Source organism: Tolypothrix sp. VBCCA 56010, assembly GCF_050875635.1.
In the GTDB taxonomy this organism is placed as follows: domain Bacteria; phylum Cyanobacteriota; class Cyanobacteriia; order Cyanobacteriales; family Nostocaceae; genus Hassallia.
Genome location: NZ_JBPAOH010000005.1, coordinates 19687 through 32213, shown reverse-complemented (window position 1 = coordinate 32213; position 12527 = coordinate 19687). Strand labels below are relative to the sequence as shown.

13 protein-coding genes are annotated in these 12527 nt (G+C 41.3%); 9 read left to right on the top strand and 4 right to left on the bottom strand.

The window, feature by feature from the left end; genetic code table 11:
- Positions 1-106: 106 nt before the first annotated feature.
- Positions 107-1573, bottom strand: a complete 1467-nt coding sequence (locus AABK37_RS02850; protein ID WP_432550102.1) for a DUF1565 domain-containing protein — start codon at positions 1571-1573, stop codon at positions 107-109.
- Positions 1574-2210: 637 nt separating this feature from the next.
- Here AABK37_RS02850 and AABK37_RS02845 point away from each other — a divergent pair.
- The 7 genes from AABK37_RS02845 to AABK37_RS02815 all read left to right on the top strand — a co-directional run bounded on the left by AABK37_RS02845 (position 2211) and on the right by AABK37_RS02815 (position 6601).
- Positions 2211-3218, top strand: coding sequence for an ABC transporter ATP-binding protein (locus AABK37_RS02845; protein WP_432550101.1), 1008 nt, complete (start codon positions 2211-2213; stop codon positions 3216-3218).
- Positions 3219-4031: an ABC transporter permease gene (locus tag AABK37_RS02840; RefSeq protein WP_432550100.1), complete on the top strand. Its 813-nt coding sequence runs from the start codon at positions 3219-3221 to the stop codon at positions 4029-4031. It abuts the gene before it with no gap.
- Between the two features lie 17 nt (positions 4032-4048).
- Complete coding sequence (locus tag AABK37_RS02835) at positions 4049-4153, top strand: hypothetical protein (RefSeq protein WP_432550099.1); 105 nt, start codon at positions 4049-4051, stop codon at positions 4151-4153.
- A gap of 82 nt (positions 4154-4235) precedes the next feature.
- Positions 4236-5798: a GldG family protein gene (locus AABK37_RS02830; RefSeq protein ID WP_432550098.1), complete on the top strand. Its 1563-nt coding sequence runs from the start codon at positions 4236-4238 to the stop codon at positions 5796-5798.
- Between the two features lie 20 nt (positions 5799-5818).
- A complete protein-coding gene (locus AABK37_RS02825) occupies positions 5819-5953 on the top strand; it encodes a histidine kinase (protein WP_432550097.1) in 135 nt (44 codons plus the stop codon).
- Positions 5887-6033, top strand: coding sequence for a hypothetical protein (locus AABK37_RS02820; protein WP_432550096.1), 147 nt, complete (start codon positions 5887-5889; stop codon positions 6031-6033). Before AABK37_RS02825 ends, AABK37_RS02820 begins: the two co-directional genes overlap by 67 nt.
- Positions 5981-6601, top strand: coding sequence for a DUF4340 domain-containing protein (locus tag AABK37_RS02815; RefSeq protein WP_432550095.1), 621 nt, complete (start codon positions 5981-5983; stop codon positions 6599-6601). Before AABK37_RS02820 ends, AABK37_RS02815 begins: the two co-directional genes overlap by 53 nt.
- Positions 6602-6744: 143 nt before the next feature.
- On the opposite strand, the gene AABK37_RS02810 is transcribed toward AABK37_RS02815, so the two are convergent.
- On the bottom strand, positions 6745-7050 hold the full coding sequence (locus AABK37_RS02810) for a hypothetical protein (protein ID WP_432550094.1): 306 nt from the start codon (positions 7048-7050) through the stop codon (positions 6745-6747).
- A 566-nt stretch (positions 7051-7616) separates the two neighbouring features.
- On the opposite strand from AABK37_RS02810, the gene purU reads away from it, so the two are divergent.
- Complete coding sequence (gene purU, locus AABK37_RS02805; RefSeq protein ID WP_432550093.1) at positions 7617-8471, top strand: formyltetrahydrofolate deformylase; 855 nt, start codon at positions 7617-7619, stop codon at positions 8469-8471.
- A gap of 80 nt (positions 8472-8551) precedes the next feature.
- Here purU and AABK37_RS02800 read toward each other — a convergent pair whose 3' ends face one another.
- Together AABK37_RS02800 and AABK37_RS02795 are read right to left on the bottom strand one after the other, a co-directional pair.
- A complete protein-coding gene (locus AABK37_RS02800) occupies positions 8552-8836 on the bottom strand; it encodes a group I truncated hemoglobin (protein WP_432550092.1) in 285 nt (94 codons plus the stop codon).
- A 656-nt stretch (positions 8837-9492) separates the two neighbouring features.
- Entirely contained in the window at positions 9493-10296 is an 804-nt protein-coding gene (locus AABK37_RS02795; RefSeq protein ID WP_432550091.1) for an ABC transporter permease, read from the bottom strand.
- Positions 10297-11099: 803 nt separating this feature from the next.
- Here AABK37_RS02795 and AABK37_RS02790 point away from each other — a divergent pair.
- The gene (locus tag AABK37_RS02790; protein WP_432550090.1) at positions 11100-12188 is read left to right on the top strand and encodes a glycosyltransferase family 4 protein; all 1089 of its coding nucleotides are present in this window, start codon (positions 11100-11102) and stop codon (positions 12186-12188) included.
- The last annotated feature ends 339 nt before the right edge of the window (positions 12189-12527 follow it).

Genomic DNA, 12527 nt, shown 5'->3' with positions numbered 1-12527 from the left:
GAGGTATAAAGTTTCAACCCATGCATATAGCCTCGAAGTGCTTTTAGCTACAGGGTAAGTTAACAAGTGCTTTTAACTTTGTAGGAAGTGTTTTTTATTCTACTTGTCAACTGCTTTCATTTGAAACGATATACGGTGATTTTATCGGAGAATCTTTTTTGATAGCGACTAATGCTTGGTAAACCATTGCTGCTACTTCGGCGCGTGTGGCAAAGCGAGAAGGCTCGATTTGCTTGGGGTTTGGGTAATTAACTACGATTTTTTGTTGTGTGGCAGTTGCAACTGCTGTACGGGCATAATCAAGAATGGTATTACGGTCACTGTAGCAGAGTAAGGCATCTTTATCAGCCGGTGGCAGCTTCAGTCCGTTAACTAGAGAGACAATCACTTGCAGTCGCTGGACATTTTCATTGGGGCGAAAAGTGCGATCGCTTTTTCCACCAACAAAACCACCCTGCGCCGCGATTTGAATCGCATTATAAGCCCAAAAATCCTTGGGTACGTCAATAAAATCCGGTGCTGGGCGTCTGGGTACGGGATTAAATGCTGCCGCTACTAAAGCTGCATAATCGGCGCGAGTCATCGGCTTATCTGGGGCAAAAGTCCCATCAGGCAAGCTGTTAATCAAATTCTTGCTTGCCAATGCTTCCACAAAATCCGCCGCCCAATGTCCAGCCAAATCGGAAATAAGAGCGATAAACTCGACCGATCCCTTCACCTGTGCCGGATTCAACTGATTACCTACTAATACTAGTTTTTGTGATGTAGCATTATTTAAATCAAATTGACCGTTATCGCGAAAAATATTTGCGCCATTGTCTTGTTTATTACCTAAATTGGGATTTGCATTGCCGTTGACTAACACTCCACCTTGGGTATTATTGGCAATTAGATTCTGACGTAACACCGGTTGCGCTTGTCGAGAAAGAGCGATCGCTGTCCGATTTTCTATGAGTTTGTTCTTTACAAGCATTGGGGCAGCAGAATCACTAATTGCGATGCCAATAACATTTTTTTGAAAAATATTCCGCAGCACTTCCCCTTTGCTATTACCAGCCATCACCAAGCCACTGACAGCGTTTTTCACAAACACATTATCTAGAATTGCAGGTTTAGCAGTGCCCGTCACAAATAAAGCTTCCCGACCGCATTTGGCAAAAGTATTATTAACCAAAGAGGGTGCCGTCGATTCAATCCAAACACCAGTGCCTTTTGCGGTTGTATTTGCCACAGTCACACCCATGACAGTCGCTTCACCTAGCAATAGCAGCGTGATATTTTGCCATCCAAAGCTTTGGCTTTGATATGCACCACTCCCCTCAATTACAATTCCTCGACCTTTAGTGCCTTCGTTACCCACCACCAGCACACCATCGGGGATCAATAGCGGAAACACCTCTCCAGTCAGAGAATTGTAGTTTCCCTCCGCCAGTTGAATAATTGTAGATTTTGTGCTTACCTTTAAAGCACGGCTAATGGTCTTAAACGGACTGAACTTGGAGTCACCTGGATTTTTATCATTCCCAGTTGCAGGATTAACGTAAAGTGTTTTAACAACAGTCGAGTTCACCATATAGTTATACCGTTTCACTTTAGGGTTGATACAAATAGACCGCACTCTAGCAGGGGCAGAAAGCAGGGGAAAAGAGAATGATTTGTATCATACTTGAGCGTGAAATGGTGTTAGTAGTCAAGAGTCAAAAGTCAACAGTCAACAGTCAAGCTTGAAGTTTCATGTTCTGAACTCGGAGTTTCATGTTCTGAACTCGGAGTTTCATGTTCGGAACTCGAAGTTTCGTGTTCGGAACTCGAAGTTTCACCTTCTGAACTCGAAGTTTCACCTTCTGAACTCGAAGTTTCACCTTCTGAACTCGAAGTTTCGTGTTCTGAACTCGAAGTTTCACCTTCTGAACTCGGAGTTTCACCTTCTGAACTCGAAGTTTCACCTTCTGAACTCGGAGTTTGGTGCTACTCCCTTGCCGCTACAAAATTACCTATCTTCTTTTTCTTCCTCCTTCGCGTCCTTCGCGCCTTAGCGGTTCGTTAAATAAGTATTCTTCAAGCACGAAGGGAGTAATAAAGCTCAAATTCCCCTTTCATCCCCCACTTCCCCACTCCCCCACCTCCCAATCTCTGTAAATTCGTTGCATTTTGAAAATATTGAATTAATATCTTTTAATGTCCAATTCAGCAATCAGGCGATTTTAACGATGATTGAAGTTGATGGTCTGAGTAAAATATACGGCTCAACGACAGCAATAAGTGATGTTACTTTTAACGTCTCACAAGGGGAGATTTTAGGGTTCTTGGGACCCAATGGTGCTGGTAAAACTACAACCATGCGAATTTTAGCTGGTTATTTACCGGCGACGAGTGGGACAGTGAGAATTGCTGGTTACGATGTCCATGAAAATTCTCTCTTAGTACGGCAACGAATTGGCTATTTACCGGAAACACCACCGTTATATCCAGAAATGACGGTTGAAGGCTTTTTGTATTTTGTGACGCGGATTAAAGGAGTACCGGCAGGCGATCGCACAAACAAGGTAAGAGCAGCGATTATACGCTGTAATTTAGAAGATAAGCGTAATGTAATTATTCGTAAACTTTCTAAGGGATACCGTCAAAGAGTTGGCATTGCTCAGGCGATCGTCCACGATCCACCAGCTATCATTCTAGATGAACCTACTGTTGGTCTCGATCCCCGGCAAATCATTGATGTGCGGAATTTAATTAAAAGTCTCGCAGGTACTCACACAATTATTCTCTCTACGCACATTTTGCCAGAAGTGAGCATGACCTGTAACCGCGTAGCCATCATTAATCGGGGGAAAGTAGTAGCAACTAATACTCCAGAAAATCTGATGACGCAGTTGACAGGTGGTTCTGGATATGAATTGGAAATTGCCGGAGAACCTGCCTTAGCCAAACAGGTATTGCAAAACTTACCTGGTGTAAGTTTGGTAGAATCAATGCCGAGCGGAATGCACGGTCATACCCCAATTGCGGATAACCGAGGTTATTTGCGGGTAATATCGCAACCAGGAAGCGAACCAGGACACGAAATTGTCATGGCATTGGTGCGTGCGGGATTTGGTTTATATGAAATGCGACGTGTCAGCGCTACTTTAGAAGATGTATTCCTGCAACTGACTACAGAAGAAAGAAATTTGCCATCTGAGGTAGAGGATGAAGCCAAAGAAGGAGAAGCAGCGTAAATGGGTGTAGTGCTGGGTAATATTATTGCCATTTATCGCCGCGAGTTACAAAGTTATTTTGTATCGCCTTTAGCTTATGCGATCGCCAGTATTTTTTGGCTATTGTCTGGATTGTTCTTAATCTTGATTTTGCTCGGACCCGAAGGTATCTTACCAACAGTTGCCGCCTTAGATTTACAAGGGCAACAAATCGGGGTGCCAGTACCACCTATCGATGTACCCTACGAATTTGTCAGGGCATTTTTAGATCGTATGGGATGGCTGTTGCTGTTTGTGCTGCCAATTCTTTCAATGGGACTGTATGCCGAAGAACGCAAACGCGGTACTTTGGAACTTTTAGCGACATCACCAATAACCAATTGGGCAGTAGCTGTAGGTAAGTTATTGGGAGTGTTAACATTTTTTACAACAATGGTAGCACCGCTGCTGGTGTTTGAAGCGATCGCCTTAAGTGGATCGACTCCACCAATATCGCCAACAATTCCCTTATTAGGTCATCTAGCATTAATCTTACTAGCAGCGGCGATATTATCCTTAGGAATGTTTATTTCCTCTTTAACAGACAGCACAATTCTATCTGCCGTCCTCACATTTGCAGTGATTTTATTGCTGTTGTTTGTAGATTTAATCGCCAAAAATATTGGCGGTGTCGTGGGAGAAGCTTTAAGTCATCTATCCTTACTCAAACATTACAACACCCTTGTACAAGGAATCTTCGACACCAGCAGCTTGATATTATTTGCTAGTTACATTATCTTAGGCATCTTCCTCACGGCACAATCAATTGATGCATTGCGATTTCAGCGTAATTAGTTAGTGGGCAATGGGCATTGGGCAATGGGCATTGGGCATTGGGCAATGGGCATTGGGCAATGGGCAATGGGCATTGGGCATTGGGCAATGGGCAATGGGCAATGGGCATTGGGCATTGGTAATTGTCTCCCTTGTCCCCCTGCCCCATGCCCCATGCCCCATGCCCAATGCCCACTAACAACTAACAAATAACAATTAATAATTATGAAAAACATCGCAAAACGAACACTTTGGAAATATCTATTTTGGTTCGGTCCATTTTTACTTGTTGCCGGCTTAACAGCGGGGTTAGTATCGCAATGGGGAACAATTCCATTAGCATTTTTGATTGCAGGAATTGTCATCATCGGCTTTTGGTTAATCTGGCAAACTCAACGATCTAACTGGTGGGGACGTCGTTCTACCCAAGCTGGTACAAATGCTTTAGTTGCGACTCTTGCAGTATTGGCGATTTTAGGTTTAATTAATTTCTTAGGCACTCGCTATCACCTGCGAACAGATTTAACTGATACTCAGTTATTTACGCTTGCGCCACAATCACGAGAATTGGTACAGTCTTTGCAAAACCCTGCAAAGGTATGGGTGTTTGATGTGAATCGAAATCCCCAAGATTTAGAATTACTGGAAAATTATCGCAGGCTTGGTTCAAAGTTTAAATTTGAATTTGTCGATCCGCAAGCAAGACCAGGATTAGCAGATAAATTTGGTGTCAAAGATTATGGAGAAGTTTATCTAGAATCTGAAAATAAACGACAGTTAGTGCAAGTGGTGAATCAAAATGAACGTCTGTCAGAAATTCGCTTAACTAATCGCTTACAACAAATCAATAGCACAACCACAGCTAAAGTTTACTTGCTTCAAGGTCACGGAGAACGGCAACTTGCGGCAGGTGAAGGTGCAATTTCTCAAGCAGTTCAAGCATTAAGTGACAAAAATTTCACTACATCAGCGCTAAATTTAGCAGAAAAGTCAGCAGTTCCTGATGATGCAGCTGTGGTAGTTGTAGCAGGTGCGAAAAAAGCTTTGTTTGACAATGAAGTAAAAGCTTTGCAAAGCTATCTCAATCGAGGTGGTAACTTGCTATTGATGATCGATCCAAATACTGACCCCAAACTTAATAGTTTACTACAACAGTGGGGCGTGCGCCTTGATAATCGTTTAGCAGTCGATGTTTCTAACAACGTGGGGATTGGTCCTGCGGTTGCTTTAGTGACAGAATACGGACAACATCCAATTACTAAAGATTTTGGTAATGGCATTTCGCTTTATCCGCTTGCCCGTCCTTTAGAAGTTACTCCAGTGCCCGGTGTCGAGTCTACCACGCTGATAGTAACCAAACCTTATCCCAGCAGTTGGGCAGAAAGCGACTTGCAAAGCGAAAATTTGCAGTTTAATCAAGGAAGCGATCGCAAAGGTCCATTAACTTTAGGTGTAGCATTAAAACGCAAACTATCAGCCAAACCTCAACCTCAACCTACCCCCACTCCCCCAACTTCCACCGAATCACGCTTAGTAGTATTAGGAAATTCCGATTTCGCTACCGATGGTTTGTTTCAACAACAGTTAAATGGAGACGTATTTCTCAACTCAGTTACTTGGTTGAGTCAGCAAGATCGGCAACCTCTTTCAATTCGTCCCAAAGAAGTCAAAAACCGCCGTATTAATATTACAGGGACGCAGGCAAATCTTTTAGCATTATCGTCTTTGGTAATATTACCCCTGATCGGGTTAGCAGGAGCAGCTGTTCTTTGGTGGAAGCGACGGTAAGAGAAAGAGGGGAATGGGGAATGGGTAATCGGGCAGGGGGGCAGGGGGGCAGGGGGGCAGGGGGAGAAATATTTCTTCTTTCTTACCGATGCCCAATGCCCCATGCCCAATGCCCAATGCCCAATGCCCAATGCCCAATGCCCAATGCCCACTAACAACCAACAACCAACAAATGTTCAAAAATGAAATTGCCACGAACGACTTTAATTTTGATATTGCTTGCGCTGGGTGGTAGTACTTTTGTTTACTTCTATGAAATTAAAGGGGCGCCTCAGCGAGAGGAAGTAAAGGAGAAAAAACAGCAAATTTTCTCTTTTGCAGCAGATGATGTGCAATCTTTGACGGTAAAGACGGAAAATGTGACTTTAAATCTGGAACGTAATAATAATGCTGGCGATACAAAATGGTTGATAAAATCTCCTACAGCGGTTCCAGCAAACGATCCGATTGTTTCTTATTTGATGGATTTGCTGGTGAAGGGTAAGAGCGATCGCATTTTATCAATTCCAGCTAACCAGCTTGCAGATTTTGGTTTAAATCCACCCCAAGCAACTATCAATATAAACCTGAAAAATCAGAAAACTCATCAATTAACTTTAGGTAAACCTGATTTTAACCGCCGTTTCTTGTATGCTCAAGCTGACCCCACTCCTCAACCAGATGGTAATATCAATGTGCTATTGGTATCCACTGATTTTGAAAACGCAGTCAAGCGGGAGCTTTCAGAGTGGCAACAACCTGGAGATAATAATATCAAAAATTTGCCTAGCCCCGTTCAACCCAATCCAGCAAAGACCAAATAAATGAAAAAGAGTTCTTGAAAGGGAAACCCCATAAATTGCAGGAGCTTTCTTTCACTAATCTATTAATCAAATAGACAAGAGTTAAATAAAAAATAAATGTTAAAATTCCGCCTTCCAGCAATTAATAACTTTGATGTCAATCATCAATCATCATAAAGTTTGGCGTTTGACTGGTTAATTAGTAAATCAATAACTTCTTTGTGTTTTTTATGAAACTTTAATAGTTCCAAATAAGCAAATGGCACTACTATTATCCATAAAATACTAGCTATTACCAAAATTACACCAGAAAATAAGCGCTGCTCTAAATTCATTTGTTCATCTTGTAAAAAAAAATGCAGCCATTCTGCAAAGAAACAGTAAGCCATCACCAGGTAAATAATAATTGTCAAATAAATAAAAAGTGTGTGCAGCATGTTGCTTCCATAAGTTACTAGTAAATGAACCATTTGTATCGGAGTTTCCTTTTTCTTCTGGTCAGTTCAACCAAGAAGACTGAGTGTAGTGCCCATAATGCACGTAAGTGTCTATTTGTCAAGTGCGTAAGTCCGAAAATTATCACGGTTTCTTGCTCGCAATATTAAACTATATTAAACTATATTTTATACTACCTAAAATCATGTCGAATTTTTCTCCTCTTTGTTTTTGTGTACACTGATGTACATAGGTGAAAAGTATATAAAAGAAAAAGTTAAACAGGCTTGCGCGTTCAAATGAAAAGGCACAGTACGAGGTAAAGAAAGCACACCATAATAGTATTTTTATCTAGAATTTTCTCCGAAAAAAGAGTTATTATTTCCCCAAAGATTACCTTGTCTAAAGTTTATTTAAGTAATATTTTTGGAAAAATCAAATAAAAATTAAATTAAATAAACATAATTTAATTCTTTTCCGACAATGCTTTAAATCAGATTAAAATGAATTCGCTCAGGCAATAGCTGTATAAAATTACTTTGCTCATGGTAATTTTACTTAAAGGTTATCTGTGTTCCGAAGCTAGTCTCTCTATATTATTATGACAAGTCCGACAGCAACATTGTTAATTTCCTGCCCCGATCGACGGGGACTTGTAGCGAAAATTGCCAACTTTATCTATGCTAATGGTGGGAATATCATCCACGCAGACCAGCATACAGACTTTGCGGCTGGTTTATTTCTCACCCGGATTGAATGGCAGTTGGATGGATTTAATTTGCCGCGAGAATTCATTGCACCAGCATTTAAGGCGATCGCCCAACCTTTAAGCGCAAAGTGGGAGCTGCATTTTTCTGATACTATCCCGCGCATTGCCATTTGGGTAAGCAAGCAAGACCATTGTCTATTTGACTTGATTTGGCGACAACGTGCCAAAGAACTGACATCGGAAATTTCGCTAATTATCAGCAACCATCCCGATTTAAAGCTGGTGGCAGAAAAATTTAATATCGATTATCACCACATTCCCATTACTAAAGATAACAAATCAGAACAGGAAGCTAAACAACTAGAATTACTACACCAATATAAAATTGATTTGGTTGTATTGGCTAAATATATGCAAGTTGTCAGTGCAGATTTTCTTGCTAAATTTCCCCAAACTATTAATATTCACCACTCATTTTTACCAGCTTTTGTCGGCGCAAATCCGTATCATAGAGCTTTTGAACGTGGTGTAAAAATTATTGGTGCAACGGCTCATTATGCTACTCCTGATTTAGATGCTGGTCCAATTATTGAGCAAGATGTGGTGCGGGTGAGTCACCGCGATGAAGTTGAAGATTTAATTAGAAAAGGTAAGGATTTGGAGCGAGTTGTATTAGCAAGGGCAGTGCGTTTACACTTACAAAATCGCGTTTTGGTCTATGGAAATCGGACTGTGGTTTTTGAGTGATTTGAATTGCCGCCGCACCCAACAATTTATTATAGAGACGTTCGGTCCGGAACGTCTCTACGAACGTCATGCCCCGTTTATTACCTTTCGACAATTTCGCCTCTGAGACTCTCGACAAATGCCAGCACATCGTTTTTCGGTCTTTGTCTCACCCCGTTTTCATCAAGGGCTTGCGCTACACCATTTTTAAAAGCATCAAATTCACTGTTCGTCAGACCATCACCAATTCCACTATGGGAAAGCTTCATAGGTCGTCCTGTATAAATACAGGGACCACCTGCCGCTTGGCAGAATTGATCTATCAACAACTGACGTAGCCGCTGTTCTGAGTTGGTGCTCAAGCCAAGAAAGTATATACCAATCACAGGGTCAGTGGTTACGTATTGTAGGGTATCGTCAATGACGGCTGCGATCGCGTTGTAGAGCCTCCCAGCCTTTGATAGAGAGACCTTCGTCCTGAATCTGAATCAGACTGGGCTATGATTACTGGAGTTGTTGATAGTTGTGCTGTTGGCGTTGTGGTCGTGGAAACAGCCAAACTAGGGGTTAATCTGAAAATAGTCACAACCACGACACTGATACAAACCAATGTCAACCAGAAAGCCTTTGTAAACAGGCTTGGTATTTTCATGGTGAAAATTCCTCTCTTAAGTTTGATGCAGCATAAGTTTTGTTACCTTTACGCCGTATAATCCCGGCGGTGTAATCACTTAAGCTTTAATGACTTTAAATTTAAGCATGAATTGCGTGCAATTACTAGATATAACAAATAGATTCATACATACCAAAATTTCCCACTCCTCACACATCACAAACGCGTGGAATAGCCGATGATGGGACGATGGGGGTGTGACTGAAGCAAAAAATTTAGTGAGTTTACTGACTATAATTGGCAATACATTTCGGAAAAGTTTACAGATTCACTTCTAGTCTTGTTGAAAACTTTATAATTTATTGTTTCTTAGAGGATGTGGGTGAAAGTATTATATAATACTTAAAAAATAACTAATATTTGATATTATCAGCCTTTATCCTCTGCGGAAGCGCGAATTAATTCAGCGATAAAAGCAACGATCGCAGATACTAAAATTAAGATGACGCTCAAAGCGTTAATGTCTGGCTTGACTCCAGTTCTGATGCGGCTGAAAATTTCCATTGGCAGTGTGTTGGAACCACTACCGGCGGTAAAACTGGCAATGAGAAAGTCATCTAAGCTGAGTACAAACGCAAGCAAACAACCTGCTATAATTCCAGGCATTAGCTGAGGTAGCAATACTTGGATGAAGGCTTGCATCGGTGTGGCTCCTAAATCAAGTGCGGCTTCTTCTAAGTGGGGATCTATGTTGGTAAGTCGCGATGAAACTACAAGTGCAACGTATGCCAGACAAAAGACGACATGAGCGGCAACAATTGTCCACAAACTTAAGGGGATGGCAAAGGCTGCTAAAAAAACTAGGGTAGCTACGGCGATCGCAATATCGGGAATAATTAATGGTAGATAAGAAACACCGCGATACAATGTCTTTCCTGGAAACCGATAACGCGCTATCCCTACCGCCATCAAGGTTCCCAGCACTGCTGCTATACTCACCGCACTAAAAGCAACTATTAAGCTGTTTTTTAAGGCTAATAATATACGTTCATCACTGAATAGTTGCTTATACCAATTAAGGGTGAATCCTTGCCAAGTTGCACTGTAAGGCGACGAGTTGAAGCTATAAAAGGCAAGTACCAAAATCGGCAGATACATCACCGCAAACATCAGTAGTGAGAAAACCGCTTGCCATGCGACACGCGGTTTTTTCTGAGATGAAGATATATTCACGTTTCTTTTAAGCTAGTTCTTCCTTATCAAATTCTAGTTTATCATTTTTCAGAGTAATAGTCAATATGATATCTTCTTTATTTCCGGCGATGTCTTGCGACAAGCCCCTCCTTTGTCTACGCCCAAGACGCGATCGCTGCAAATGTGTAGTTGATATTTTAATTTTCTATGATTTCCATCAAAAATTCTGGGTTTTCCATGTGAGAAAACCCAGTATATTGTTTTTGTGTTGGTTACATGAGTAGGTTAACTCCAACCCAGTAAAGAATAAGAACTGAAACAACGCCTAACCACAAAATTCCTGTGTTCATATGCCAATTATTGAAAGTCGATTTTTACGGGTTAAACGGGCATAGCGTTGTAAAAATTAGGGAATAAGCTATTGCTTGGCATTTTCCCTAGCTTCCATTAGCTATTCCCAATTTACTTCTCAAATTTGGTTCAATTTGCGCTTTCAAGACGCTAATTGAGCAACCATTATGTATTTGGTTGTTACTACTATTTTAGCGATCGCCACAGCATTTTGACCAGCATAAAATTCTCTAAATAGTATATATCTGAAGACAGAGAATAATCGTTTTGAATGAGTTTTGACAAACTTTCCTCTCTCAAGAGATAGTCATTTCCTTCCTTCCGGTAGACAGGAATTATTGAGATATATACATATAATTTAAATTAAATTCTTGTCTTGCAACAGTTTGTTTTCAAACTTAATTCTTATACAGGGTGCATCAATTGGAAACACTTTTGAGTAAGAAAGCAAGCGTTTTAAATACAAGTCTTATTAATTGGGAGGTTTGTAAATGCGGATTGCTCAGGTAGCCCCACTATGGGAAAGAGTACCACCCCCTGCTTACGGCGGTATCGAGTTAGTAGTAGGGTTACTGACTGATGAATTAGTCCGACGGGGACATGAAGTAACGCTATTTGCATCGGGTGATTCTATCAGTTTGGCAAAGCTAGAATCAGTTCATCCGCGTGCTTTACGACTCGATCCGACTATCAAGGAGTACGGTGTCTACGACTTGATGCATTTAAGTTCGGTATATGAGCGGGCTGAAGATTTTGATATTATTCACTCGCACATGGGCTTTGGGACATTGCCTTACGCTAAGTTGGTAAAAACTCCAACGGTTCATACGTTGCATGGTATTTTTACACCTGACAACGAAAAAATGTTTAAACACGCTAAACAACAACCATACATCAGTATTTCTGATGCACAACGAGAACCGAGATTAGAACTGAACTGTGTAGCGACTGTTTACAACGGAATTGATGTTAGCAGTTATAAGTTTTACGCTCAACCTGAGGATGAGCCTTACTTAGCGTTTTTGGGTCGGATATCGCCAGAAAAAGGAGCGCACTTGGCAATAGAAGTTGCGAAAAAAGCTGGCTGGCGTTTGAAAATGGCTGGTAAGGTGGATGTTGTTGATGTGGAATACTATGAAAAGGAAGTCAAACCGCACATCGACGGTAAGCAAATTGAATATTTGGGCGAAGCAAACCATGAGCAGAAAAATGCTTTAATGGGTAATGCTGTAGCAACGTTATTCCCCATTACCTGGCGAGAACCATTTGGGTTGGTGATGGTAGAATCAATGGCAGCAGGGACGCCAGTTATCGCAATGAAACTAGGGTCTACAAAAGAAGTAATTGACCACGGAAAAACCGGTTTCTTGTGCGACAACATCGAAGAATTCGTCAGTGCGATTGATCGGGTGGCAGAATTAGACCGGCGTGCTTGTCGGGAGTACGTCTCGAAGCGTTTTAGCTTGCAAGCAATGACCGATGGCTATGAAGCTGTTTATCGACAACTTCTGGCGGATAAATTTTCTCAGCGCAATGGTCATTTCCGCAATGCGGTAACTTTAGCCAAAAGCGGGATTTAGCCTTTTATCGGGTTTTATGTAGTGTCAGGCGATCGCCATATCTTCATCTAGGCATCAGGTGATATTTTTGGCGATCGCTACATCTTCATCTATATTAAGACTATTGAATTTACGTAGGGGCAATTCATGAATTGCCCCTACAAGACTTTAGCCTCTTGCTTTGTCGGATTTCCAAGAACAATGAATTTTCTCTAAAAAATTTGCTCAATCTGGAAAGCGATCGCGTCATTTCATTCTTTAGGTAGATTGCTATATCGGCAATGTCGCCCCAAAAGTCAGAGGTAAGGGATTTTTTCGCTTTCTATAATCGATAAGTCTAAAAACTTGTTTTTGGCAAGA